The organism is Bacteroides timonensis (assembly GCF_000513195.1).
Lineage (GTDB): Bacteria > Bacteroidota > Bacteroidia > Bacteroidales > Bacteroidaceae > Bacteroides > Bacteroides timonensis.
Genome location: NZ_CBVI010000130.1, coordinates 1 through 26,588 on the forward strand (window position 1 = coordinate 1; position 26,588 = coordinate 26,588).

At 42.8% G+C, this 26,588-nt stretch carries 24 protein-coding genes; 15 read left to right on the top strand and 9 right to left on the bottom strand.

All coding sequences use genetic code 11. The features are described 5' to 3' along the window. Positions 1 to 47: 47 nt before the first annotated feature. A complete protein-coding gene (locus BN161_RS23100) occupies positions 48 to 422 on the bottom strand; it encodes a DUF3127 domain-containing protein (protein WP_044270720.1) in 375 nt (124 codons plus the stop codon). Between the two features lie 177 nt (positions 423 to 599). Here BN161_RS23100 and dnaN point away from each other — a divergent pair, with 177 nt between their 5' ends. The 8 genes from dnaN (at position 600) to BN161_RS23140 (ending at position 9,538) form a co-directional block, all read left to right on the top strand. Then, positions 600 to 1,724: a DNA polymerase III subunit beta gene (gene dnaN, locus BN161_RS23105; RefSeq protein WP_044270654.1), complete on the top strand. Its 1,125-nt coding sequence runs from the start codon at positions 600 to 602 to the stop codon at positions 1,722 to 1,724. A 111-nt stretch (positions 1,725 to 1,835) separates the two neighbouring features. Beyond that, positions 1,836 to 2,606: a 3'-5' exonuclease gene (locus BN161_RS23110; protein WP_044270656.1), complete on the top strand. Its 771-nt coding sequence runs from the start codon at positions 1,836 to 1,838 to the stop codon at positions 2,604 to 2,606. A 4-nt stretch (positions 2,607 to 2,610) separates the two neighbouring features. Beyond that, entirely contained in the window at positions 2,611 to 3,825 is a 1,215-nt protein-coding gene (gene coaBC / locus BN161_RS23115; RefSeq protein WP_044270659.1) for a bifunctional phosphopantothenoylcysteine decarboxylase/phosphopantothenate--cysteine ligase CoaBC, read from the top strand. Positions 3,826 to 3,855: 30 nt separating this feature from the next. Continuing rightward, positions 3,856 to 4,737 (top strand): type IX secretion system protein PorD, encoded by an 882-nt coding sequence (gene porD, locus BN161_RS23120; protein WP_044270661.1) that lies wholly within the window; start codon positions 3,856 to 3,858, stop codon positions 4,735 to 4,737. Positions 4,738 to 4,773: 36 nt separating this feature from the next. Then, the gene (gene recN / locus BN161_RS23125) at positions 4,774 to 6,438 is read left to right on the top strand and encodes a DNA repair protein RecN (protein WP_044270663.1); all 1,665 of its coding nucleotides are present in this window, start codon (positions 4,774 to 4,776) and stop codon (positions 6,436 to 6,438) included. A gap of 36 nt (positions 6,439 to 6,474) precedes the next feature. Further along, positions 6,475 to 7,215 carry a 23S rRNA (guanosine(2251)-2'-O)-methyltransferase RlmB gene (gene rlmB / locus BN161_RS23130; RefSeq protein ID WP_044270666.1) on the top strand — a complete coding sequence of 247 codons (741 nt, stop codon included), beginning with the start codon at positions 6,475 to 6,477 and terminating at the stop codon, positions 7,213 to 7,215. Positions 7,216 to 7,218: 3 nt separating this feature from the next. Then, on the top strand, positions 7,219 to 8,922 hold the full coding sequence (locus tag BN161_RS23135; RefSeq protein WP_044270668.1) for a serine protease: 1,704 nt from the start codon (positions 7,219 to 7,221) through the stop codon (positions 8,920 to 8,922). A 241-nt stretch (positions 8,923 to 9,163) separates the two neighbouring features. Beyond that, positions 9,164 to 9,538 (top strand): RidA family protein, encoded by a 375-nt coding sequence (locus BN161_RS23140; RefSeq protein ID WP_007209727.1) that lies wholly within the window; start codon positions 9,164 to 9,166, stop codon positions 9,536 to 9,538. Here the strand turns inward: BN161_RS23140 and BN161_RS23145 are convergent. Next, positions 9,506 to 10,759: a bifunctional folylpolyglutamate synthase/dihydrofolate synthase gene (locus tag BN161_RS23145; RefSeq protein WP_044270671.1), complete on the bottom strand. Its 1,254-nt coding sequence runs from the start codon at positions 10,757 to 10,759 to the stop codon at positions 9,506 to 9,508. The genes BN161_RS23140 and BN161_RS23145 overlap by 33 nt on opposite strands. Positions 10,760 to 10,937: 178 nt before the next feature. On the opposite strand from BN161_RS23145, the gene BN161_RS23150 reads away from it, so the two are divergent. Both BN161_RS23150 and BN161_RS23155 read left to right on the top strand, forming a co-directional pair. Continuing rightward, positions 10,938 to 12,263 (top strand): PhoH family protein, encoded by a 1,326-nt coding sequence (locus BN161_RS23150; protein WP_044270673.1) that lies wholly within the window; start codon positions 10,938 to 10,940, stop codon positions 12,261 to 12,263. A 150-nt stretch (positions 12,264 to 12,413) separates the two neighbouring features. Next, positions 12,414 to 14,321 (top strand): polysaccharide biosynthesis protein, encoded by a 1,908-nt coding sequence (locus BN161_RS23155; RefSeq protein ID WP_044270676.1) that lies wholly within the window; start codon positions 12,414 to 12,416, stop codon positions 14,319 to 14,321. Between the two features lie 123 nt (positions 14,322 to 14,444). Here BN161_RS23155 and BN161_RS23160 read toward each other — a convergent pair whose 3' ends face one another. The 3 genes from BN161_RS23160 to BN161_RS23170 form a co-directional block, all read right to left on the bottom strand. After that, the gene (locus BN161_RS23160) at positions 14,445 to 15,422 is read right to left on the bottom strand and encodes a dihydroorotate dehydrogenase-like protein (RefSeq protein ID WP_044270722.1); all 978 of its coding nucleotides are present in this window, start codon (positions 15,420 to 15,422) and stop codon (positions 14,445 to 14,447) included. Between the two features lie 25 nt (positions 15,423 to 15,447). Beyond that, complete coding sequence (locus BN161_RS23165) at positions 15,448 to 16,116, bottom strand: YggS family pyridoxal phosphate-dependent enzyme (protein ID WP_007209722.1); 669 nt, start codon at positions 16,114 to 16,116, stop codon at positions 15,448 to 15,450. Between the two features lie 90 nt (positions 16,117 to 16,206). After that, positions 16,207 to 16,671 (bottom strand): DUF4494 domain-containing protein, encoded by a 465-nt coding sequence (locus BN161_RS23170; RefSeq protein ID WP_044270679.1) that lies wholly within the window; start codon positions 16,669 to 16,671, stop codon positions 16,207 to 16,209. A 384-nt stretch (positions 16,672 to 17,055) separates the two neighbouring features. Here BN161_RS23170 and BN161_RS23175 point away from each other — a divergent pair, with 384 nt between their 5' ends. Further along, on the top strand, positions 17,056 to 17,646 hold the full coding sequence (locus BN161_RS23175; RefSeq protein ID WP_044270682.1) for a master DNA invertase Mpi family serine-type recombinase: 591 nt from the start codon (positions 17,056 to 17,058) through the stop codon (positions 17,644 to 17,646). Positions 17,647 to 17,721: 75 nt separating this feature from the next. Here the strand turns inward: BN161_RS23175 and BN161_RS23180 are convergent, their stop codons facing one another. Next, entirely contained in the window at positions 17,722 to 18,330 is a 609-nt protein-coding gene (locus BN161_RS23180; RefSeq protein WP_044270684.1) for an HdeD family acid-resistance protein, read from the bottom strand. Positions 18,331 to 18,455: 125 nt separating this feature from the next. Between BN161_RS23180 and tpx the strand changes: the two genes are divergently transcribed. Beyond that, the gene (gene tpx, locus BN161_RS23185; RefSeq protein WP_044270686.1) at positions 18,456 to 18,959 is read left to right on the top strand and encodes a thiol peroxidase; all 504 of its coding nucleotides are present in this window, start codon (positions 18,456 to 18,458) and stop codon (positions 18,957 to 18,959) included. Between the two features lie 210 nt (positions 18,960 to 19,169). Continuing rightward, complete coding sequence (locus BN161_RS23190; protein WP_044270687.1) at positions 19,170 to 20,078, top strand: DUF368 domain-containing protein; 909 nt, start codon at positions 19,170 to 19,172, stop codon at positions 20,076 to 20,078. 60 nt (positions 20,079 to 20,138) lie between these two features. Here BN161_RS23190 and BN161_RS23195 read toward each other — a convergent pair whose 3' ends face one another. From BN161_RS23195 to BN161_RS23205, 3 genes are all read right to left on the bottom strand, one after another. Next, positions 20,139 to 21,563, bottom strand: a complete 1,425-nt coding sequence (locus BN161_RS23195) for a tetratricopeptide repeat protein (RefSeq protein ID WP_044270689.1) — start codon at positions 21,561 to 21,563, stop codon at positions 20,139 to 20,141. A 27-nt stretch (positions 21,564 to 21,590) separates the two neighbouring features. Continuing rightward, positions 21,591 to 23,330 (bottom strand): glutamine--tRNA ligase/YqeY domain fusion protein, encoded by a 1,740-nt coding sequence (locus tag BN161_RS23200; protein WP_044270724.1) that lies wholly within the window; start codon positions 23,328 to 23,330, stop codon positions 21,591 to 21,593. A gap of 126 nt (positions 23,331 to 23,456) precedes the next feature. Beyond that, positions 23,457 to 24,272, bottom strand: a complete 816-nt coding sequence (locus tag BN161_RS23205) for a PstS family phosphate ABC transporter substrate-binding protein (RefSeq protein WP_044270693.1) — start codon at positions 24,270 to 24,272, stop codon at positions 23,457 to 23,459. A 243-nt stretch (positions 24,273 to 24,515) separates the two neighbouring features. Between BN161_RS23205 and pstC the strand changes: the two genes are divergently transcribed. Both pstC and pstA read left to right on the top strand, forming a co-directional pair. Then, positions 24,516 to 25,700, top strand: coding sequence for a phosphate ABC transporter permease subunit PstC (gene pstC, locus BN161_RS23210; protein ID WP_007209711.1), 1,185 nt, complete (start codon positions 24,516 to 24,518; stop codon positions 25,698 to 25,700). A gap of 27 nt (positions 25,701 to 25,727) precedes the next feature. Further along, complete coding sequence (gene pstA, locus BN161_RS23215; protein ID WP_044270695.1) at positions 25,728 to 26,588, top strand: phosphate ABC transporter permease PstA; 861 nt, start codon at positions 25,728 to 25,730, stop codon at positions 26,586 to 26,588.

Here is a 26,588-nt window from a genome sequence, read left to right on the forward strand (position 1 = left end):
AAAAGGGAGAAATTTTCTCCCTTTTTTTGTGTTAAATTCTTTTTAGTTTAGAATGGCAGATCATCTTTTGCGTCACCTGTGAGGAATTCCGGTGCGGCAGTCGGTGCCGGCGGCGGAACAGATGCGCCCGGTGCGCCTGCAGGGGCTGTTGCACTAACACGCTCTACTTTCCATGCGCGGATACTGTTGAACCAACGGTCCTGCCATTGGCGTGCGTCCACATCAAATGATACGGTCAGTTCTTCGCCCATCTGGATGTTAAACTGTTCTATTTTGTCTGCTCCGAAAACATCGAAACACATTTTGCGGGGATATTGGCCGTGGTCTTCAATCACATATTCTTGTGCTTTCCACTCATTGCCCGACTTTGCCACTCCGCCTCTTGGTTGGAGTATAGCGATAATTTTTCCTGTAAATTCCATTGCGTTCTTTTTTAATGATGCGGCGAAGTTACAATTTTTTAGGGAAATCCGGAGAAGTTCCGGGTGTTTTTTCTTAATTTTCTTTGCGGTGGGAAGATCTTTTTTTGTAACTTTGTCCGATACTATGAAGTTATAGTACGAATAGGGAATAATATAAAACTTAAATACACAGAACATATGAAATTTATCGTTTCGAGTACTGCGCTCTCCAGTCATTTACAGGCTATCAGCCGTGTGATTAATTCGAAGAATGCGTTGCCCATTTTGGATTGTTTCCTCTTTGAACTGAAAGACGGAACATTGTCGATTACTGTTTCTGATAGTGAAACAACGATGGTGACATCAGTTGAAGTGAATGAAAGTGATGCTGACGGACGCTTTGCCGTAGCTGCCAAAACAATTCTGGACGCATTGAAGGAAATCCCCGAACAACCGCTGTCATTTGAAGTAAATACCAATTCTTTGGAAATCACAGTACAGTATCAGAACGGTAAGTATAGCCTGATGGGACAGAATGCAGATGAATTTCCTCAATCGGCTATGCTGGGTGACAATGCCGTACGCGTAGAAATGGATGCATCCGTATTGTTGGGTGGAATTAATCGCGCTGTATTTGCTACGGCTGATGATGAACTTCGTCCGGTGATGAATGGTATCTATTTTGACATTACCACAGAAGATATTACAATGGTGGCATCTGATGGTCACAAATTGGTGCGTTGCAAAACACTGGCTGCCAAAGGTAATGAACGCGCAGCATTTATTCTGCCCAAAAAGCCGGCTTCGTTGATTAAGAATTTGTTGCCTAAAGAACAAGGACAAGTTTTTATTGAATTTGATGAACGTAATGCTGTGTTTACATTGGAAAAATACCGCATGGTGTGTCGTCTGATTGAAGGACGTTATCCTAATTATAATTCGGTGATACCGCAGAATAATCCTTATAAAGTGACTGTGGACCGTATGCAGTTGGTAGGTGCATTGCGTCGTGTATCTATTTTCTCATCACAGGCAAGCAGTCTTATTAAGCTGCGTATGCAGCCCAATCAGATTGTGGTTTCGGCCCAGGATATTGATTTCTCTACTTCTGCCGAAGAAACACTGGCTTGTCAGTATGATGGTAACCCGATGAGCATCGGTTTTAAATCGACTTTCCTGATTGATATTTTGAATAATATCGCTGCTGATGAAGTGATAATTGAACTGGCAGATCCGTCACGTGCAGGTGTCATTATTCCCGTTGAACAAGAAGAAAATGAGGAGTTGTTGATGCTACTGATGCCGATGATGCTAAATGATTAATAATTGCTATAGCTACGAGCTACAAGCTACAGGCTACGAGTGTCTTTCGGGACATAGCGTAGCCACTTGTAGCTTGTAGCTCGTAGCTTGTAGCTTATACCTATAATAATAATGAAATTAAACCTCAAAAAACCGATTGTTTTTTTTGATTTGGAGACGACCGGAACGAGTATCAATGTAGACCGTATCGTTGAAATCTGTTATCTCAAAGTACACCCCAATGGTAATGAGGAAGCAAAAACACTTCGTATCAATCCGGAAATGCATATTCCCGAAGGTGCATCTGCTGTTCATGGCATCTATGACGAGGATGTGGCAGATTGTCCTACCTTCAAAGAAGTGGCCCGTACTATTGCCAATGATATAGAAGGATGTGATTTGGCAGGATTTAATTCCAACCGTTTTGATATTCCCGTGCTGGCGGAAGAATTTCTTCGCGCCGGTGTAGATATTGACCTGAGTCGCCGCAAGTTTGTGGATGTACAGGTCATTTTCCATAAATTGGAGCAGCGTACACTTTCTGCTGCTTATAAATTCTATTGTGGAAAGAATCTGGAGGATGCACATACGGCGGCAGCTGATACGCAAGCAACTTATGAGGTGCTAATGGCACAGCTGGACCGTTATTCGGAATTGCAGAATGATGTTGCTTTTCTGGCCGATTATTCCAGCTTTAACAAAAATGTGGATTTCGCAGGACGTATGATTTATGATGATAATGGTGTGGAAGTATTTAACTTTGGAAAATACAAGGGAATGTCGGTGACAGATGTGTTGAAGCGCGATCCGGGCTATTATAGCTGGATATTAAACAGTGACTTTACACTGAACACCAAGGCTATGTTGACAAAGATCCGTCTACGTGAATTAACCAATAAGTAGTATCATGGCGAATACACTGAAAGGGAAGAAAATTATATTAGGAATAACCGGAAGTATTGCTGCTTATAAAGCTTGTTATATTATCCGGGGACTTATAAAGCAAGGTGCTGAGGTACAGGTAGTCATAACTCCTGCAGGAAAAGAATTTATAACTCCCATTACGCTTTCGGCATTGACGAGTAAACCGGTTATCAGTGAGTTTTTTGCACAACGTGATGGTACATGGAATAGCCACGTGGATTTGGGTTTATGGGCGGATGCTATGCTTATAGCTCCGGCAACTGCTTCAACTATTGGCAAGATGGCAAATGGAGTGGCTGATAATATGTTGATTACGACTTATTTGTCGGCTAAGGCTCCGGTATTTGTGGCACCCGCCATGGACCTCGATATGTATGCCCATCCTTCTACACAAAAGAATCTGGATACGCTTCGTTCTTATGGAAATCATATTATAGAACCGGGTACGGGAGAACTTGCCAGCCATCTGGTAGGTAAGGGACGTATGGAAGAACCGGAAGTCATTATTCAACATCTGGCGAATTATTTTGCCGGGAAAGAAGGTGATTTGCGAGGTAAGACCATTATGATCACTGCCGGACCTACTTATGAGAAGATCGATCCGGTACGTTTTATCGGGAACTATTCTTCCGGTAAGATGGGGTTTGCTATTGCAGATGAATGTGCTGCCCGCGGAGCTAAGGTCATTATGATATCAGGTCCTGTACAACAGCAATTGAAATATCCGGTACGTTGGTTTGCTGTGGAATCGGCAGATCAGATGTATAATGTTGCGTGTAGCTTTTTTGCAGAGGCTGATGCTGCTATTCTTTCGGCTGCTGTTGCCGATTTTACATCGGAACAGGTTGCTGATGCTAAGATAAAGCGGGAAAAGGAAGGGGAAATGACGTTGCGTTTGAAACCTACGAAAGACATTGCCGCCTGTCTGGGACAGATGAAGAAAGATCGTCAGGTATTGGTAGGTTTTGCTCTGGAAACGAATGACGAACAGCATAACGCTGAGGATAAGCTGCGACGGAAGAATCTGGATTTTATCGTTCTGAATTCTCTGAATGATAAGGGAGCCGGTTTCCGGTACGACACGAATAAAATCAGTATCATTGACCGTGAAAGCAAGACGGACTTTCCGTTGAAATCAAAGGTGGAAGTAGCTGTGGATATTGTAGATTGTCTGGTGGAAGTATTGGAGAATAAGTAAATATAGATAGTGAGGAATAAGACACTTTATATGATTCTGCTTCTGGTTGCTGTGACGCTAAAGTCCACTGCTCAGGAATTGAATTGTAAATTTACGGTGAATTATTCTCAGATACAAGGTACGAGTACACAGGTTTTTACTACGCTTGAAAACGCCTTGATGGAGTTTATCAATACCCGTCGGTGGACGCAGGCGCAGTATGAAGTGAATGAACGGATTCGTTGTTCTATGAACCTGACCGTGAAAGAATATAATGAGGCGGACGGACGTTGGACGTGTGAGCTGATTGTACAGTCTACACGCCCCGTCTGGCAATCCGGGTATCAGACGGTAGTTTTTAGCTTTAAAGATACGGATGTTGCTTTCAACTATCGTGAGTTCGATCCGCTGCAACTGAGGGATAATGTTATTGACAGTAATCTGACGGCAGTAATTGCTTATTATGCTTATATGATTATCGGACTGGACATGGACACGATGGCTCCACAGGGTGGTACGGAGGTTTTTCGGGCAGCTGAAGACATTGTAACGGCCGCACAGAACCTTGGTGAAACCGGTTGGCAAGCGTTCGATAGCAGTCGGAATCGTTATGCGTTAGTTTCTGATTATCTGGAAGATGGCATGGCGCCTTTGCGCAAACTGATGTATGGATATCATCGTACAGGTATGGATGAACTCTCTGTGAATGTTACCCGTGCCCGCGCTGTAATAACATCTATGCTTAGCGGTCTGAAAGAGGCGCAACATAATAAGCCTATGTCGGCATTGCCCGGTTTGTTTACTGAAATAAAGAAAGATGAATTGATTAATCTTTATTCTCGTGCTGCAATGAAGGAAAAGGAAGAAATATGTGAACTACTCTCTTCTGTCAATCCTTCGCTGACTACCGAGTGGGAAAAGATAAAACAATAATTAGGAAGTGAGTAAGATTAAAATTGTAAATAAGTCATGTTACGTTCGCTTTACATACAGAATTACGCGCTTATAGAAAAGCTTGATATTAGCTTTGGTGCAGGTTTCTCCGTTATCACGGGTGAAACGGGTGCCGGTAAGTCTATTATACTGGGTGCTATCGGCTTGCTGCTTGGTCAGCGTGCCGAAGTAAAAGCCATTCGCCAGGGTGCATCGAAGTGTGTGATTGAGGCCCGTTTTGATATTTCAGCTTATGGTATGGAGCCTTTCTTTGAAGATAATGAACTGGAATATGAAGAAGAGTGTATCTTGCGTCGTGAGGTTTATGCATCTGGTAAGAGTCGTGCATTTATCAATGATACTCCGGCTTCGCTTGTACAAATGAAGGAGTTGGGTGAACAGTTAATTGACGTGCATTCTCAGCACCAGAATCTTTTGTTGAATAAAGAAGGATTCCAGTTGAATGTACTCGATATATTGTCTCATAATGATGAACAACTTTCTGCTTATCAATCTTTGTATAGAGAATGGAAGCAGGCGCAACAGGAACTGGCAGACCTCATAGCCCGTGCTGAGCAGAATAAGGCAGATGAAGATTATATCCGTTTTCAGTTGGAGCAGTTGGAAGAAGCAAATTTGTCTGCAGGTGAACAGGAAGAACTGGAACAGGAGACGGATATGTTGAGTCATGCTGAAGAAATAAAGGCCGGTTTGTTCCGTGTCGGACAATTGTTGACCTCTGATGAAGGTGGTCTGCTGGCTGGGTTGAAGGAAAGTCTGAATACAATGCTTGGTCTACAAAAAGTTTATTCTCCGGCTACTGAACTTGCTGAACGCCTGGAAAGTACATATATTGAATTGAAAGATGTTTCCCAGGAAGTTTCTTCTCAGGAAGAGGATGTTGAGTTTAATCCTGATCGTCTGGAAGAGGTAAACGATCGATTGAATCTGATTTATACCTTACAGCAAAAACATAGGGCAACCACTGTGGAGGAGTTACTGGCACTTGCTGAAGAATATGCAGCAAAGTTGGCGGCCATTACTTCTTATGATGAACGTATTGGTGAGTTGACAACTCTTTGCGATACTTTATATAATAAGATGAGAAAGCAGGCTGCTGTTCTTACCAAAGCCCGTACCAGTGCCGCTCGTGAAGTTGAAAAGCAGATGGCTTCCCGCTTGGTGCCGTTGGGTATGCCTAATGTGCGTTTTCAGGTGGAGATGGGAATAAGAAAAGAGCCTGGTGTACACGGTGAAGATACCGTCAACTTTCTCTTTTCTGCCAATAAAAACGGCTCATTGCAAAATATTTCATCGGTAGCTTCCGGTGGTGAGATTGCACGTGTCATGTTGTCCATCAAGGCGATGATAGCCGGTGCGGTGAAATTGCCCACTATTGTATTTGATGAAATAGATACAGGAGTATCCGGTGAGATTGCCGACCGTATGGCGGACATTATGCAGGAAATGGGCGAACAGGATCGCCAGGTAATCAGTATTACCCATCTGCCGCAAATTGCTGCGCGCGGATGTGCACATTATAAAGTATATAAGCAAGATAACGAAACCGAAACCAATAGCCACATACGCCGTCTGGCAGATGAGGAGAGGGTAGAGGAAATAGCCCATATGCTCAGTGGGGCTACTTTGACAGAAGCTGCTTTGAATAATGCAAAGGCGCTTCTTGGTATCAAAAGATAGCCTTTAATTTTTAATTTCTAATTTTAATTTCTCAAGATGGTTGATAAGAGTGAAATGATTTTCGGCGTTCGCGCTGTGATAGAAGCAATACAGGCAGGAAAAGAAATCGATAAAATTCTGGTGAAGAAAGACATTCAGAGCGATTTATCCAAAGAACTTTTTGCTGCGCTAAAAGGAACTTTGATTCCGGTGCAACGTGTTCCGTTGGAACGTATTAATCGCATTACCCGTAAGAATCATCAAGGGGTGATTGCTTTTATTTCATCCGTTACGTATCAGAAGACAGAAGACTTGGTGCCTTTTCTTTTCGAAGAAGGCAAGAACCCGCTGTTCGTCATGTTGGATGGTGTGACTGATGTTCGTAACTTTGGTGCCATAGCTCGTACCTGTGAGTGTGCAGCGGTAGATGCTGTTATCATTCCTGCTAAAGGAAGCGTGACGGTGAATGCTGATGCAATGAAAACATCTGCCGGAGCATTGCATGTTCTGCCGGTTTGCCGTGAGCAGAATCTGAAGACTACATTGCAATATCTCAAAGATAGTGGTTTCCGCATTGTGGCAGCTACAGAAAAGGGTGACTATGATTATACCAAAGCTGATTATACAGGACCGATGTGTATCATAATGGGAGCTGAAGATAAAGGTGTTTCTTATGATAACCTGGCTCTTTGCGATGAGTGGGTGAAAATCCCAATGCTGGGTACTATCGAGTCGCTCAATGTTTCTGTTGCGGCAGGTATTTTGATTTATGAAGCTGTGAAACAAAGAACCAACTAAGATATGAAGAAGAACTTGTTGTTGACGCTCGCCCTCTGTTTGCTGGCACAGTGGAGTGTAGCTCAGGCACCCAAATGGGTGGAAAAAGCCAAGCGTGCTGTTTTCTCGGTGGTCACGTATGACGAGAGTGATAAGATACTTAATACGGGAAATGGATTTTTTGTTACCGAGGATGGAATTGCTCTGTCTGATTATAGCTTGTTTAAAGGTGCGCAGCGTGCCGTTGTCATTAATTCGGAGGGCACACAAATGCCTGTGGAAGTTATTATGGGAGCAAATGACATGTATGATGTTGTGAAGTTCCGTGTAGCGATTTCAGGAAAAAAAGTACCTGCATTAGTGGTATCTCCTGTGCCCCCGACTGTAGGTGCAAGCATTTATCTGCTACCTTATTCTACACAGAAAGATCGTTCCTATACTACCGGACAGGTGAAAGAAGAGTCTAAGGTAGATGGACAATATCATTATTATACACTTGATATGCAGCTGAAGGACAAAATGGTAAGTTGTCCGGTAATGACTGCTGAGGGACAAGTATTCGGTCTGGCACAGAAATCTTCTGGAAAAGATACAGCTACCATTTGCTATGCAGTAGGTGCCGATTATGCTATGGCTCAAAAGATAAGTCCTCTTTCTTTCAATGATCATACTTTATTGAGTATTGGCATTAAAAAAGCATTGCCTGAGACGGAAGAACAAGCATTGGTTTATCTCTATATGGCTTCTTCACAGCTTACACCGGAGAAATACGCCGAGTTGCTGAATGAGTTTATATCTCAGTATCCCAACAGTGCTGACGGTTATCTTCGCCGTGCAAACAATCAAATCTTCCAGTCGAAGGAGGCAAGTTCAATGGATAAGGTAGCAGCTGATATGGATAAGGCGCTTGAAGTGGCGCAAAAGAAAGATGATGCATACTTCAATCGTGCCAAACTGATTTATGGTTATCAGTTGGATAAACCTGAAAAAAACTATAAAGATTGGACATATGACAGGGCTTTGGATGAGGTTCGTAAAGCGATTGCAATCGAAGCTCTTCCGGTTTATGTTCAGTTGGAAGGCGATATCCAGTTTGCCAAGAAGGACTATGCGGCTGCTCTTGCCAGTTATGAGAAGGTGAATGGTTCCAATATTGCCTCTCCGGCTACATTCTTTAGTGCCGCTAAGACGAAAGAATTGATGGAAGCAGCTCCGGAAGAAGTGTTGGCTTTGATGGATAGTTGTATGGCGCGTTTCGTACAACCGTACAGTGAAGAAGCTGCTCCTTATCTGCTGGAACGTGCCCAGATGCGCCTGAATGCCGGACAAGGACGCGGTGCGATGCTTGATTATGATGAATACTATAAAGCGGTTCGTGGCAATGTGAATGATGTGTTCTATTATTATCGCGAACAGGCGGCCGTTCAGGCAAAGCAGTTTCAGCGTGCGTTGGATGATTTGGCAAAAGCTATTGAGCTTAATCCGAAAGAGCTGACTTATTTTTCGGAACTTGCGGTGGTGAACATTCGTGTGGGTAGAAATGAAGAAGCAATCAAGGTGCTGAAAGATGCTTTGGAAATTGATTCTAAATATGCTGAGGCCTATCGCTTGATAGGAGTTGCCCAGCTACAGTTAAAGCTAAACAAAGAGGCTTGTGCTAGCTTCGCAAAAGCCAAGGAACTGGGTGATCCGAATGTTGATGCTTTAATAGAAAAACACTGTAAGTGATAGTATTGCAGATGATATCTTTATAAAAAAGGCTCTGCTTTCGCAAGCCGAGCCTTTATCGGGAAACTCCCGTGTCAAAAAAGAATTAGCTAAGTCTAGGTTTTTAAAACAGGTATAAGTGAATTTTTCTTTTGTGTATAATCCTATTAAGTAAATGCATGAAGTTGCAGAATACTGCATAAGATACCAATTTTTTTTCTTGAATGAATCATAAATTGTTGAATACTAAAATAATATTAGAATGAAAAAAGTAATTTGCAGTCAGAAAGCTCCGGGAGCTATTGGTCCTTACAGCCAGGCTATCGAAGCGAATGGAATGATATTTGTATCTGGTCAATTACCTATTGATGCGACTACCGGACAGATGGCAGAAGGTGCTGAAGCACAGGCACGTCAGTCATTGGAGAACATCAAGCATATCCTTGGAGAAGCCGGTTTGACGATGGCAAATATTGTCAAGACTACTGTTTTCCTACAGGATATGTCATTGTTTGCAGATATGAATAAAGTATATGCTACCTATTTTGATGGTGATTTCCCTGCCCGTTCGGCTGTTGCAGTGAAAGCCCTGCCGAAAGATGCTTTAGTGGAGATTGAGTGCATCGCGGTTCGCTAACAAATCGGCAACAATAAAGCTACTGCCTCCCACGAAGATAAAGTCTTCCGGGAGGCTTTTTTCTTGTGCAGCCCGCACGGCAGAGGGAACATCCGGATAGCAATTTCCTTGCAATCCGGCCTCAGAGGCAAGTTGGGCAAGTTCGCTTTCAGGTAATGCACGCCTTACGCTGGCTTTTGTGAAGTAATATTCGGCTTCTTGGGGTAATAATACTAATACACCGTGTATGTCTTTGTCGTTTACCATACCTATAATCATATGTAGTTTCCGGTAAGATTGCTGTTTCAACTGCTCTGTGATATAGGTGATGCCACCTACATTGTGTCCGGTATCGCATATCAGGGTAGGGGCATCCTGCAATTTTTGCCAGCGTCCCATCAGTCCGGTCAGTTCACAAACATGGGCGAAGCCACTTCGGACAGCCTGCTCACTCAGATTGTATCCGGCTTTTCGTAGTTCTGGGATGGCTGTGAGTAACGTGCGGGTGTTCTTAGTTTGATATAACCCTTTCAGTTCACATTCCAATCCGGGGTAATCATCCTTTTCGACTTCTTCTGCAAAGAGAATGGGAGCACCTACTTCGCGAGCCTTTTTTGTAAATACAGGTTTTGTTTCAGGAGTCGTTTCTCCGATTACGACAGGTATTCCACTTTTAATGATCCCGGCTTTTTCTCCCGCTATCTTTTCTAATGTATTACCCAGGAATTGGGTATGGTCAAAACTAATATTGGTGATGATACATAGATCCGGGTATACGATATTGGTGCAATCTAGTCTTCCGCCAAGTCCTACTTCGATAACCGCTACATCTACATGTTCGTCAGCGAAATAGCGGAATGCCATAGCGGTAGTCAATTCAAAGAAAGAAGGATGCAAAGGCTCAAAAAAATCACGTTCTTTTTCTACAAACCGGACTACATATTCTTCCGGGATGGGCTGTCCGTTTATTCGGATACGTTCGCGGAAATCTACGAGGTGCGGAGATGTGTAGAGGCCTACTTGGTACCCCGCTTCCTGCAAGATAGCAGCAAGAGTGTGCGAGCATGAACCTTTGCCATTCGTACCTCCTACATGGATACTGTGGAAGTTCCGGTGCGGGTGTCCGAAGTGTTCATCCAGTGCCAATGTATTCTCCAAACCTTCCTTGTATGCCGAACTCCCCACCTGTTGAAACATAGGGACACTGTTATATAAGTATAATAAAGTGTTCTGATAATCCATCTTTTAAAATATTTAACGAGAAAGCAAACTATTCTCTCTTTTTAATTCCTATCTTAGAAGCTGCAAAGATAATGCAAACCGAGAGCAGAATAAAATGAACTTGTTCATTTTTTATGCCGAGGTGCAGCTTATCTTCGCTTTGGAGGCAAATATATCAACAATTTAAATCTAAAAGAGTATGGGAGCAAAGAAAAATTTTGTGATTGATACGAACGTAATCCTTCACGACTATAACTGTCTTAAGAATTTCCAAGAGAACGACATTTATCTTCCCATCGTGGTTCTTGAAGAATTGGACAAATTCAAGAAAGGGAATGAACAGATAAACTTCAATGCCCGTGAATTTCTCCGCGAGCTCGATTTAGTTACCGATGACAATCTTTTTAATAAGGGTGCTTCTCTGGGCGAAGGCCTGGGAAGTTTGTTTGTAATAGCCGGTTCGGTGGATGCTCCGGATGTGTTCGACTCATTCCCCGAGCGTATTCCCGATCATAAGATTCTGGCTGTAGTGGACTGGTTGACGCGCCAAAAGAAGGATATGAAAACCATCCTGGTGACAAAAGATGTGAACCTCCGGATGAAAGCACGTTCCATAGGCTTACTTTGCGAAGATTATATCAACGACAAGGTGATAAATGTGGATATATTTGAAAAGTCAAATGAAGTGTTTGAGGGAATTGATCCTGCTTTGATAGACCGGATTTATTCTTCCAGAGAAGGACTGGATATCAGTGAGTTTGATTTCAAAGATATCATCCATCCGAATGAATGTTTTATCTTGAAAAGTGACAGGAACAGTGTACTTACCCGTTACAATCCTTTTACACATTCCATTTGTCGGGTGAATAAAACAAAGAACTATGGCATTGAACCCCGGAATGCCGAACAAAGTTTTGCTTTTGAAGTGTTGACCGATCCAAACATCAAATTGGTTGCTTTGACAGGTAAAGCCGGTACAGGAAAAACATTGTTGGCTCTGGCAGCTGCCCTTAGTCAAATGAATGACTATAAGCAGATTTTGCTGGCGCGTCCGATTGTTGCTTTATCCAATAAAGACATCGGTTTCCTGCCGGGTGATGCCAAAGAAAAGGTAGCTCCTTACATGCAACCCTTGTTTGATAATCTGAATGTGATCAAACGTCAGTTTGCTTCTAACTCAACAGAGGTAAAACGTTTGGAAGATATGCAGAAAAGTGAGCAACTGGTTATTGAAGCATTAGCTTTCATCCGTGGACGTAGTTTGAGTGAAACTTATTGCATTATTGATGAAGCACAAAACTTGACTCCGCATGAGATAAAAACTATCATAACCCGTGCGGGTGAGGGTACGAAAATGGTGTTTACCGGTGATATCCAACAGATAGACCAACCTTATCTCGACAGTCAGTCCAATGGCTTGGTCTACATGATTGACCGTATGAAAGATCAGAACCTTTTTGCTCACGTGAATTTGTTAAAAGGAGAGCGTAGCCAATTAAGCGAATTAGCAAGTAATTTGATGTAACAGAGCTTTATAAGTCGTAAATATGGTGGCAAAGTTATACCTGTAACTTTGCCACCATTTAATTTTATCACACATTTTTATCTTTTTCTTGTCTTATTTGATAAAAAATGATGTATCTTTGCCTCGCCTAGAACAAAACTGTCAAACGAAATGAAACATAAAATTTTTCATCGGTACCTTTCAGCAAAGGTATTGCCGATTTGGACTATTCTGTTGATCGATGTATTGATAATCGTCGTATCCAGCTTATTGGCTTATGCGCTTCGATATGATTTCAGGAGTATTTTCATGGAATCCTCTACCATTGACAAAACGGTTGTGTGGACGGTCATTGTCAACTTAGTCTTCTTTAGGGTGTTCCGCACCTATTCCAACGTATTGCGCTTTTCTTCGTTTATAGACATTATGCGCATTTTTGTTTCATTGACGGTGTCTTATGCACTGTTAATGATTTCGAGTGTGCTTTTGGCAAGTTATCTGGATATTCGTCTGGCACCTGTGAGTGTGCTGTTTATGGCGTATATCATTAGCTTTGCCATTATGTCTTGCTCACGTATAGTTGTGAAGATGTTCTATGAACTTCTGAATTTTGATGGAAGTCATAGTGCCAACGTCTTTATATATGGTGCTAAGGAAGCGGGAGTGAATATTGCGAAAGCGTTGCGCGTCAACCTGCGCAATCACTATCGTCTGCGTGGTTTCATAGCGGATGAGCCGGAACTGATTAATAAGGTGATGATGGGCGTAAAGGTATTCCCGAATGACGAGTCTCTGATTGATGTATTGAATGACCGCGATGTGCATACAATTATTATTTCGCCGGCCAAAATGGAAGAACTGAAGAAGTCTGATATGGCCGATCGTCTTCTTGAACACAACATCAAGCTTATGACTGCACCTCCTTTGAGCGAGTGGAGCGGACAGACTTTGAACCGTACTCAGTTGAAAGAAATTCAGATTGAAGATCTTCTGCAACGCGATCCTATTGAAATAGATATTCATAAGGTAGCTTCCCATCTTGAAGGAAAGCGCGTAATGATTACCGGTGCTGCCGGTTCTATCGGTAGCGAAATAATGCGTCAGGTAGCTTCCTTCAATCCTTATAAGCTAATTCTGGTAGATCAGGCGGAGACTCCGTTGCATGATATCCGTCTGGAATTGCAGGATCGTTGGCGTGACATTGATGCAGAGACTATTATTGCGGATATTTCCAATGCTACGCGTATGGAAGATATCTTCAAGGAATACCAACCGCAATACATTTTCCATGCAGCGGCTTATAAGCATGTGCCGATGATGGAAGATAATGTTTCCGAGTCCATTCAGATCAATGTGTTCGGTACGCGTACACTGGCTGATCTGGCTGTAAAATACGGTGCTGAGAAGTTTGTAATGATCTCTACGGATAAGGCTGTAAATCCGACCAATGTAATGGGATGTTCCAAGCGTATCTGTGAGATTTATGTGCAGTCTTTAGCTAAGAAACTCCAGCAGGAAGGCAGACATACAACGCAATTCATTACGACACGTTTCGGTAATGTGTTGGGCTCTAATGGTTCGGTAATCCCACGTTTCCGCGACCAGATTCAACGCGGTGGTCCTGTAACAGTGACACATCCTGAAATTATCCGTTATTTCATGACTATTCCCGAAGCTTGCCGTCTGGTACTTGAAGCCGGTAGCATGGGTAATGGCGGTGAGATTTATATCTTTGATATGGGTAAACCGGTGAAGATTGTGGATCTTGCCAAGCGTATGATCAGCCTTTCCGGACGTACGGATGTGAAGATTGAGTTCACCGGATTGCGTCATGGTGAAAAACTGTATGAAGAATTGCTGAATGTGAAAGAGCTGACAAAGCCGACTTATCATGAGAAGATTATGATTGCTACAGTTCGCGAATATGATTATGATGAGGTGAAGCAACGCATTCAGAAGTTGATAGAGGTTAGTTACACGTATGATCAGATGAAGATTGTAGCGGCCATGAAGGATATTGTTCCTGAGTTTATCAGCAAGAATTCATGCTTTGAAGCCTTGGATAAGAAACCCGAATAAAGAAAAAGTTCCTCTGTAAAGGAAACGCCAATATATGTAATGCCCCGTAACAATATATGTTAGATATGCTAACAATATATGTTACGGGGCATTACTTATAATGATATGTTGTGTGGTTCCTGTTTATTTTTTGCTGGAGAAATATTTCATGAACTGAGTACGTTCGAAGGTATTTACTCCATTCAAGTCGCTGACATTCAGCATTCCCTTGAATTGAGGAATGTTTTCCATGCCTTTGCGATCCATCCATAAGTTCAGGAAGTGGATATATTCTCCTGCAAGGGCATAGCTGTTCTGGTAGAATGCACTGCAGATTTCTACCGCTGAAGCTCCTGCCAAAATTGCTTTCACAATACCTTCGGGAGAGTGAATACCGCCCGATGCTGCATAATCCAGCTTATTCACAGCTGCGGAAGCAATACCGATCCAGCGTAAGGCTTTAGCCAGGTCAGCTCCTGTGCTGAATACATTTCCTGAGATTTGCTTCATCTTTTCGATATCAATATCCGGTTGATAGAAGCGGTTGAATAATACCACGGCAGCTGCTCCGTTGGCATATAACTGATCTATCAGAGCTATCGGATTAGTCAGGTTATCACCCAGCTTCATGATGACCGGAATACGTACCGTCTTTTTGATGTGGCTGAGAATATCAATATGGCGTTGTTCGAATGAACCGTAATTGTATTGCATATCTGTCTGGAGAGCCAGGATATTGATTTCTATAGCATCAGCTCCTGCCGCTTCCATTTGTTGCGCAAATCCTACCCATTCAGCATCCTGATAGCAGTTTATGCTGGCAATAACAGGAATGGGGCATACTTTTTTAGTATCCTTAATCAGTTCCAGATACTCTGACAGTTTATGTTGGCGGACGTATTCTACCAAATAATCACTGCCTTCAGGATACATATTCGGATCTCCCAGCCAGTCAGCTTCCAACATGATCTGCTCTTCAAAAAGAGATTTCAGAACAATGGCACCGACACCGGCTTCATAGAATTTCTGATTTTTTTCAGCACTATCAGTTAAACCTGAGCTGCTGACGATAATCGGGTTTCTTAATTCTAACCCGGCAAAAGTAGTTTTTAATGTTGCCATGGTAATAATGTTTAATGAATAATGATTAATACGTTCTGTCTCCAAAGATTTTGCTTCCTACGCGTATCAGAGTACTTCCAGCAGCAATAGCTTGGTGATAATCGTGGGACATTCCCATGGACAACTCCCGAAAAGCCTCCGTGTCGGCAAACCATGAGTCTTTCACTTCTTTGAAGAAGCTACTTAATGAACAAAATTCCTTCTCTATTTGTTCATTGTCGTCTGTATTTGTTGCCATACCCATCAGACCGCATAATTGTATGTTACTGAGAGTTTTCCATTCACCGGCTGCTAACATTTCCCGACATTCGCCAAAACTAAAACCAAATTTGGTTTCTTCTTCTGCAATGTGCAGTTGCAACAGGCAGTTGACTACTTTTCCGGCTTTTGCAGCTTGCTTATTGACTTCTACAAGGAGTTTGTATGAGTCAATTCCGTGGATCAGAGCCACGTAGGGCACGATAAACTTGATTTTATTGGTTTGCAGATGCCCGATAAAGTGCCATTCAATGTCTTTGGGAAGACTTTCGTACTTGGCAGTCATTTCCTGCACTTTGCTTTCTCCGAATATTCGTTGTCCGGTGCGATAGGCTTCTTCTATCGCTTCATTGGGGTGAAATTTGGAGACAGCTACCAGTCGCACCCCATCAGGCAGTTCGCTTAGCACTTGTTGAAGATTCTCTGCAATATTCATGATTAGAAAATTGAAATATGAAATTCAAAAGTTGAAGATCAAAGCGTTCTGTATTTACGCTAATCACTTCAACTTTCAATTCTCAAAAGATTAAACTTCCGGTTTGTCATTGGGTTCCGCACTATACGGATATACATCCATAAGGGGTGTTTCGGATACTAAAGCAATCTGGTAATCCGCCATCGTACCCTTCATGCCTTCATCCAGTTTCTTAACAGCATCGCGCAAGTCGGCAGCTTGTACCAATACCTGAGTGGATGTTTTCTTTTCAGCTCCACTCTTTTCGTCCAGAGTAATAAAGATCAGTTTACACTTGAACCAGCGGTCGGCGGCCTCTTCTTCGCTGGGGAATAATTCGCTATAGTTGGCACGTTTGATGTCTGATACTGTAAATTTGCCTGAAATAAACGGTGTCATTTCTTCAATGATGCGTGCTTCCGCTTCCGTAAAGCTGAGTGCGTCCACCAGATAAGGTTCTGTAACTTTCTTGTTCATACCGTTTTCCATTACTTTTTCGTAACGGATCTTGCACTCAAACCATGTATGCATTGCCATAATTCCTTTGTTTTTTTAATTATGAATTTATATTCTTGTTATAAAACTGACTACAAAGATAATGCAATTTGAGTGCATAACTTTCATGCTCGCATGAAAAAGTTATGCTGAAATGCAGCTTATCTTCTCTAAAGATAAACGAAAAAAGGGGAATTTGTTCGATAGAAAAGAAAGAAGATTTTTTATTGTTTCTTTTTATGACTAGCTTTTCATCCTTGAAAATGTACTTCTACATAATTTGTCTCATAGTATCAGAAATATGTGTTGTCAAATAAAAGAGTCTAAACAGAGGCAATCGCCTGTATATCATTGATTGGAGGTAGTGTGATATCTCGCTGTTATTGCTGTTCTTTGGCGCGTTAAACCTATAAAAACAACAAAATTATGGTAGTAGCTTATTTAAGAGTAAGTACAGAAAAACAATTTCTGGCTAATCAACGTGAAGAACTTCTGCGTTTTGCAGAGAAGAATGGATTGCAGATTGACAAGTGGTACACCGAAACGGTGAGTGGTAGTGTGAGAAGCAAAGACCGGAAGTTGTCGGGGGTATTGAATCGGATGCAAAAAGGTGATTCGCTGATTGTAACGGAAATTTCAAGGTTGAGCCGTACAATGTTGGAAATCATGACGATTCTTAATTCTTGTATCAAGAAAGAAATTGTTCTGTACAGCACAAAAGAGGGGTATGTATTTCAAAATGACATGAACAGCAAGGTATTGGGGTTCGCATTCGGATTAATGGCAGAGATAGAACGTAATCTGATTTCCATGCGAACAAAAGAAGCATTGGCAAGGCGCAGGCAAGAGGGGGTAAAACTGGGACGAAAGAAAGGAACCTGTCCTGCTATGAGGGTACTTCGTGAGAACAAAAGGCGTTTGATAAGAGATGCTCAACGAGGTGTTTCCTGTTCGGAGCTGGCTCGTCAGATGGGAGTATCCCGAACTACTATGCATCGTTTCCTGAAGTGTAACTAATGAGAAAACGAGTTGACAAGTTCCTGTTTCCAGGCACTTTAGTCAACTCGTTTCTCCGGGCAGTGGAATTCTTAACTATCCTACGGGAATTTCTTTATCTTCGTTTTTCTCTTTCATGCTTTTTCCACGTTTATGCAAACTCTTCAGTTCAAATGACAACATGATGCGGAAGAATCCGATAATCAGGAATGCGAATGAAATCATGTAAACTGCATAGAGAGCGCCTATTGCCGGTTGCCATAAGATGATGAGCGAACAAATTACGGCTAATATGCCGAAAGCAATATACCAGCCCCAGTCTCTTGTACCATATCTTTTCAGATCCATGGCATAGCCGACAGATGAGAAGCCCCGGAACATCAGCCAGAATGCAATAATGAAAGGAATAACTTCCATACTTAGTAATGGATAAGCTATCAGGTAGAAACCGAATATCATGTCGATGATACCTCCGGCCAGATACCAGCCCCAACTGGATACATTTTTCCGGTTGCTTACAGCAAAAGAAATCTCCAGCAAACCGCTGAATAACATGGATATGCTGAACAGGATACTCAAAACAGCGTAGCCGCTCAACGGTGCGAACATCAGGCTGACGGCAACTACTACGTAGAGTATGCCAAGCAAGAGAGATATCCACCAGTTTTTTACTTCGCATTGAAGTTCGTCAAATAAAGTTTTCATGCAAATCGAATTTTAAATGGTTATTGTAATCATGTTTGTGAGAGTAACAATTTGCAGTTGGAAAAGTTTTGGACGAACTTTTCTAACAGTTCGTTTGTTATATAAACATATAAAAAAAGAAAACTATGGCTACAACAAAATTTAAGGGACAACCGGTTAAGATTATCGGTGAGTTTATAAAAACAGGAACAGTTGCTCCTGATTTCGAGTTAGTAAAGACTGACCTTTCTTCTTTTTCTTTGAAAGATATGAAAGGAAAGAATGTGATATTGAATATCTTCCCGAGTTTGGACACTAGCGTTTGTGCAACGTCTGTGCGTAAGTTCAATCAGTTGGCAGCAAGTCTGCCTGACACCGTGGTATTGGCAATTTCCAAAGACTTGCCTTTTGCTCACGCTCGTTTCTGTACGACGGAAGGTATTGAAAATGTAATTCCTTTGTCTGATTTCCGCTTTTCGGATTTCGATGAAAGCTATGGCGTGCGTATGGCAGATGGACCATTAGGCGGTTTGCTGGCACGTGCAGTAGTTATCATTGGTAAAGATGGAAAAGTGATGTATACTGAACTGGTACCCGAAATCACTCAGGAGCCGGATTATGACAAAGCAATAGAGGCTGTGAAGAAATAGTAAATTCAGATTTTTAAATAGCAATAAAAAAGATAAGGTGCACAAGGGTCGTGAGGCTATTGTGCACCATTTGTTTTTTATATAGTGAGTTGGTGTGTGAATTGATTGTAGATTATCTTTTGTGTATTTTATTTGCTTTATGGTGAGTAACTGACTTTTTTTGTTTTACTTTGTACCATGAAATCAAGTATTAATAGATAACAAAGAAAAATGGAACGAGGTTTAAAAGACTACGCCTTACTCATGCTGAAAGGTGTGGGAATGGGAGCAGCCGATGTGGTTCCCGGAGTATCGGGAGGAACAATTGCTTTTATTGTGGGAATTTATGATGAACTGATAGATTCAATAAAAAGCATCAACGGAAAAAGTTTAAAGTTGTTTTTTACAGGAAAATGGGGAGCGTTCTGGAAAGCTATTAATGGTAATTTTTTAATTTCCATTGTGGCAGGAATCGCTGTCAGTGTATTTTCGTTGGCTAAGATTATTACATGGTTGCTTACGGATCATCCGGTAATGGTTTGGGCTTTCTTTTTCGGACTGGTGCTGGCTTCCACCTGGTTTGTGGGGAAAGATATAAAGGAGTGGAATAAGAAAACAATTCCGGCTTTTATCATAGGAGTGGCAGTTGCCTATTACATTACGGTGGCAACTCCTGCTGAAACGCCATCCAATCTGTTTTTCATTTTCCTTTGCGGTGCGATTGCTATTTGTGCAATGATCTTGCCGGGTATATCGGGCAGTTTTATTCTGGTACTGTTAGGCAAATACTTTTATATAATGGAAGCGGTCAAGACACTTGATATAGCGACTTTATTAGTATTCTTGGCAGGTGCCTGTATAGGTATAACTACTTTTTCACGAGTTCTTTCATATGCACTAAAGAACTTTCGTAATATAACGTTGGCGGTATTGACCGGCTTTATGCTGGGGTCTCTTAATAAAGTATGGCCATGGAAAGAAACGCTTGAAACGTTCACAGACAGTCATGGAGTAGTCAAACCACTGGTTGAAGCGAATATCCTTCCTAATCAATATATTGTTGAAGCTGTAGTATTGATGATTGTTGGTTTCTTCCTGGTATATTTTTTGGAGAAGCTTTCTACACATAGTGCTAAATAAGGATACTCCCTACAATATAAAAAACAGAGAGTAAAGCGATCAGCTTTACTCTCTGTTTTTTTATTGCAATGCTTTTATGATATTTTGCATATAAACAGCCAGATCTTCCCGGTCTTCATTTTCCATCATAGCCTGCATCTTCTCCAGTTCTTTCAGATCGAAGGGGCGGGTGCACTTCTGATTGTACTTTATGAAGTTTTCCTTATCATGCAGCGTCATGTAGAGAACGGTCAACTTTTCATTGATACCTTCAAATTCCGGTTCTAACTCACAAACACGTTCAAAAGCTATTTTCGCATAATCCAGATATCCGATTTCCATGCTGTGCATACCTATTTCATTCCAAGTATCAGCGCTAGGAGCACAATTCAAGGCCTTTGCCCATTGCTTTATTCCCTTTTCGTAGTCACCTTCTTCGACGTACATGCGGCCTTCAATCAGGTAGGCTTCAGGATCTTTCGGTTCCAGCTTTTGGGCTTTCTTACAATACTGGTGCGCTTTGCGCTTCTTTTTCATTTTGGAAAGGCAAAGCCCTGCATTGGCATATAGGCTGGGTAGAGTAGGTGCGGGAGTTTCTTCCGCTTCGTTAGCCTGGATTGCTTTTTCCAGATTTTCGTATCCTTCTTCCCATTCGCCTTTGGATACCTTGCATAAACCGATATAAGTATAGACAAACTCAGGAGCCAGCCCATGCATCTGCTCAGCTTTCTGATAGCATTCCAGCGCTGCATCCTCATTACCCAACTGGTAAAAACAATGCCCTTTCATTACATAGGCGTCTGTAAATTCGTCATCACCTACCAATGCATAGTCGCAGGCATCAATTGCCTGGTCGAAGTTCAAATCTTCAAAATGGCATCTTGCCAGTCCGAACCAGTAGGGAGCCGAATATGGATTCTGATCTATCAGCTGGTTATATAGAGGAATTGCTTCTTCTATCATACCTTTCCCATAGTAACAGTCTGCAACTACGGCAATGTAAGCTTCTTCATCGGCATATTCTTCCTTTACCGGATCGAGCCATGCCAGAGCCTTGTCCGGATAGCCCATATCGAGGTACATATAAGATACATCGACTACATTTGCCAGGTCCTCTTTATCTTCAATCGTATCGAGTAGCTGTTCGGCATCATCCAGCTTACCTTCACTCAGCAGCAAGTGGGCGCGTACCACCTTGGCTTCCGGTGAATAGGTATCGGGAAGGTTTTCGATGATTTCACGTGCCTTTGCTCTTTTTCCGCTATCCAGATGCAGGTAAGCATATTCTATCATTAATGCCGTACTGTCGGGATGTAGCTTTAGGCCATATTCTGCAATTTCTAAAGCCTTATCATAATTCTTTTTGGTGCCATACCAGTCGGCAAGGTCAGCCAAATCGTCTGCGTCCAGATAAAATGGTTGTTTCGCGGACATTGCCGATTCATATTGTTCGGCAAGTTCCTGAAGTTCTTTATCTCTGCCGGACAGCAGGTTTTTATTGCTCATTAATAGTTTACTCCTATAATCCTTACTTTATTTGTTAATCTTGCCCCAGGTATCTTTCAACCCTACAGTACGGTTGAATACCATCTTTTCCGGTGTGGAGTCCGGATCTACATTGAAGTAACCGATGCGCTGGAACTGCAAGTAAGTAAGCGGTTTCATGCCTGCGGCATATTTCTCAATGTAGCAATGGGGCAGTATATGCAATGAATCCGGGTTGATGATTTCTTTCATCGCTTCCAGGGCATCGCAGTTTTTAGCTTCGCGAATAGCGGCAAGCTCGTCGCGTGGGTTCTCCACTTTCCACAGACGGTCGTAGAGGCGTACTTCGGCTTCGAGACAATGGTCGCAGCTAACCCAATGTAGGGTACCTTTCACCTTACGGTTTGCTTCGGGCATGCCGCTCTTGGTGTTCGGGTCGTATTCGCAATATACTTCGACTATTTCTCCGGCTTCATTTTTCTTGCAACCGGTACATTTTACGATATAAGCATTCTTCAGGCGCACTTCCTGTCCCGGAGTCATGCGGAAATATTTTTTGGGAGCATCCTCCATGAAGTCTTCACGTTCCATCCACAGCTCACGGCTGAATTCGATGAAGTGACTGCCTTCTTCCGGTTTTTCCGGATTATTGATAGCTTCCAGTTCTTCCACTTGTCCTTCGGGGTAGTTGGTAATTACCAGCTTCACCGGATTCACAACGGCAGATACACGAATTGCGCGGGAATTAAGGTCTTCGCGCAGGGCGCTTTCCAGCAAGGCAAATTCATTGAGCGCATCATAAGTGGTATATCCGATTTTATCGATAAACTTGTGGATAGACTCAGGAGAATATCCGCGACGGCGGAAACCACAGATGGTCGGCATACGGGGATCATCCCATCCGTTCACCAGTTTCTCTTTTACCAGAGTCAACAGATTACGTTTGCTCATTAGCGTATAGCTGAGGTTCAGTTTATTGAACTCATACTGGTGAGGGCGGTTATCATTCAAATCCTGTCCTTCTTTCACCCAGTCTACAAAAAGATCGTAGAGCGGACGGTGAGGAACGAATTCCAACGTACAGAGAGAATGGGTTACGCCTTCGAAGTAGTCGCTTTGTCCATGTGCGAAGTCATACATCGGATAAGCTTTCCAAGTGGTGCCCGTGCGATGGTGCGGATGGTTCACTACACGATAAATGATAGGATCGCGGAAGTGCATGTTCGGATTCGCCATGTCTATTTTGGCACGGAGTACCATAGCACCTTCTGCTATTTCACCTGTATTCATCTTCTTGAACAAGGAGAGACTTTCTTCTATCGGGCGGTTGCGGTAGGGACTTTCCACACCCGGTTGGGTAGGAGTACCTTTCTGCTGTGCGATTTGCTCGGAAGTCTGCTCGTCAATATATGCTTTACCTTCTTCAATGAGGCGGATGGCAAAGTCCCACAATTGCTGGAAGTAATCGGACGCATAGTATTCATTACCCCAATGGTAACCCAGCCATTGAATATCTTCCTTGATGGCTTCTACATATTCCACATCTTCCTTGGTCGGATTGGTATCATCGAAACGCAGATTGCAGATGCCATTGTGGTCGGCTGCAATACCAAAATCAAGGCAAATAGCCTTGGCGTGACCGATGTGGAGGTATCCGTTGGGTTCGGGCGGAAAACGTGTTTGCACCTTACCACCGTTTTTACCCTCTTTTAAATCTTTCTCAACAATTTGTTCAATGAAGTTGAGGCTCTTTTTTTCGCCTGTTTCTTCGCTCTTAATATCTGCCATAATGCTGTCTGTTTTCGTATTCCGTGCAAAGATAGGAGAAAAAAATGAAGAATGAAGAATGAAGAATGAAGAATTCACCTTGCGGCATACTTACATAGCGCGGTCAAATTCTTCATTCTTCGTTCTTCATTCTTCATTTACCGGAATATATCCACTCTTTTTAATGATTTCCTGACCGGCAGGTGACAGGATGAAACTGATGAGTGGGTTTACTTGTCCGGTGTTTTCCGTATTATAGTAATAATACAGAGGTCGTACGATGGGGTAACTCTTGTCTGTGGCATTTTCCATTGTGGGCGGCGCAAAGTGTTTGCCGTCATAAGATACGGAAAGTGACTTGACGCGAGGGGAGAGATAAGCCAGTCCTACGTACCCTATTGCTCCCTTCGTCTGACTGACGGATTGGATAATGGCTCCGGTGGCGGGCATGGAAAGGCTACTACTCATATAATTTTTATTTTTGAGAACGCTTTCCTTGAAAAACTCATAGGTGCCCGAAGATGTTTCACGGGAATATACTACGATTTTACGATCATCTCCACCCACTTGCTTCCAGTTTGTTATTTTTCCCCGGAAGATATCTTCCAGTTGTTGACGTGTCAGTTGTTTCACGGGGTTGGAAGGGTGTACTACGACGGCGAGGGCATCGTAGGCGACGATTACTTCTTCTACTTCCTTGCCTGCGGACTTTACTTTCATTTTCTCGCTGAATTTGATAGGGCGGGATGCCATGGCGATATCCGTTGTTCCGTCCAATAAAGCGGAAATGCCCACGCCGGTACCGCCACCCGTGACGGTAATCCGGGCATCGGGATTGAGTGCCATAAACCTTTCAGCGGTCTGTTGTGCTACGGGGAGTACGGTGTCGCTGCCTTTAATACGCTGTGCTTGCATGCTGCTTGCAGCTAATGTCAGGAGTAGGATAATACTTATTCTTTTCATAATAGGTATTGTTTATAATTACTTTATGTAGTAAACTTAATGATAGTATAACAACCTTCATACTACTCTTTTTGTTTATTGTCTGCAAATAAAGCAATCGTGTATTACGATGCTATTACAAAGCTTGTGTTTTTGCGGGTTGTAACGCTTTTGTAATATGTTTGAAACATTTCTTTCAAGTGTTAGTCACACTCTCTTAACATCAGCCCCGTTTCTTTGCATGCAGAATATCAACAGGTATTTATGAAGAAACTTTTTGAAAAAATAGTAGAAGGTATATTGGCTTGCAGTGGTTTCGTAACAAGCATTACCATTGTGCTTATCATCCTGTTTCTCTTTTCCGAGGCGTTGGGATTGTTCAACAGCCGGGTGATTGAAGAGGGATATGTATTGGCATTGAATAAAGATAATAAGGTTACTGAGCTGACACCGGCTCAGATAAAAGATGTTTTCGATGAGGAAATAACGAACTGGAATGAGGTCGGAGGGCAGGATATGCCTATCCGGCTTTTCCGTTTGGAGGATATCACCCAGTATTATACTGAAGAAGAACTGGGCCCTTCTTATGAACACGCCGGAGCAAGGATTACCGAGTTGGTGGAGCGTACACCGGGCATCATTGCTTTTGTGCCGCAACAGTTTATTGTCCGGCAAGACTCTGTACATTTGTTACGCGATAATACGATTTCAGTGAAAGACGTCTTTGCCGGTGCCGAATGGTTTCCTACGGCTACACCTGCCGCGCAATTTGGCTTTTTGCCGCTGATAACGGGTACATTATGGGTGAGTCTTTTTGCCATTCTAATTGCTCTTCCGTTCGGCCTTTCGGTAGCTATCTATATGTCCGAAGTGGCAAATCCTAAGGTACGTAATTTGTTGAAGCCGATAATTGAGTTACTGAGTGGTATTCCGTCAGTGGTATATGGCTTCTTCGGATTGATAGTCATTGTGCCGCTCATACAGAAAGTGTTCGACTTGCCGGTTGGCGAAAGCGGTCTGGCGGGAAGTATTGTATTGGCAATAATGGCATTGCCCACGATTATCACTGTGACAGAAGATGCCATGCGCAACTGTCCCCGTGCCATGCGTGAAGCCAGTCTGGCATTGGGAGCTTCGCAATGGCAAACTATATATAAGGTGGTGATACCCTATTCTGTATCGGGCATTACTTCCGGAGTAGTGCTGGGCATCGGACGCGCCATCGGAGAAACGATGGCGGTATTGATGGTGACAGGCAATGCGGCTGTTATACCGCATACCATTCTGGAGCCGTTGCGCACCATTCCTGCTACGATTGCAGCGGAACTGGGAGAAGCACCTGCCGGAGGAGCTCATTATGAAGCTTTATTCCTTCTGGGAGTAGTATTGTTCTTTATCAGTTTGCTGATCAACTTCACGGTGGAAGCTGTATCGGCCCGGAAAAGATAGTGTTTTACAGAGAAAAGTAAAATGAGTATGATAGATAGGAAACATCTTTCGCAACGCATTGCATTCGGTACATTCCGTTTGCTGAGTCTGACGGTGGTAGGGGTACTCTTTGCCATTCTCAGCTTTATTATATATAAAGGTATAGGAGTTATCAGTTGGGAGTTTCTGACTACCGCGCCGAAGGACGGCATGACGGCAGGTGGTATTTGGCCTGCCATCGTCGGAACATTCTATCTGATGATAGGCAGTGCCCTGTTTGCCTTTCCGGTGGGAGTAATGAGTGGTATTTATATGAATGAATACGCTCCGAAGGGCTGGATCGTTCGTTTTATCCGCATGATGACGAATAATCTGAGCGGGATACCTTCCATTGTCTTTGGTCTTTTCGGTATGGCCCTGTTCGTTAACTATATGGGGTTTGGCGATAGTATCCTTGCCGGCTCTCTTACATTGGGATTGCTCTGCGTGCCTTTGGTGATCCGTACTACCGAAGAAGCGCTGAAAGCTATTCCCGATACCCTGCGTGAAGGAAGCCGGGCTTTGGGAGCTACCAAATTGCAAACCATCTGGCATGTGATTCTGCCAATGGCCATGCCGAATGTGATAACAGGGCTTATTCTTGCTTTGGGACGTGTTTCCGGTGAGACCGCACCCATCCTGTTTACTTGTGCCGCTTATTTTCTTCCTCAGTTGCCCGCAAGTATCCTCGATCAGTGCATGGCATTGCCTTATCATCTATATGTTATTTCTACCAGTGGTACGGATATGGAAGCTCAGCTTCCGCTGGCTTATGGCACTGCTTTGGTTTTGATAATGATCATTCTCTTTGTCAATCTTCTGGCAAATGCCTTACGGAAGTATTTTGAGAAAAAAGTAAAGATGAACTAA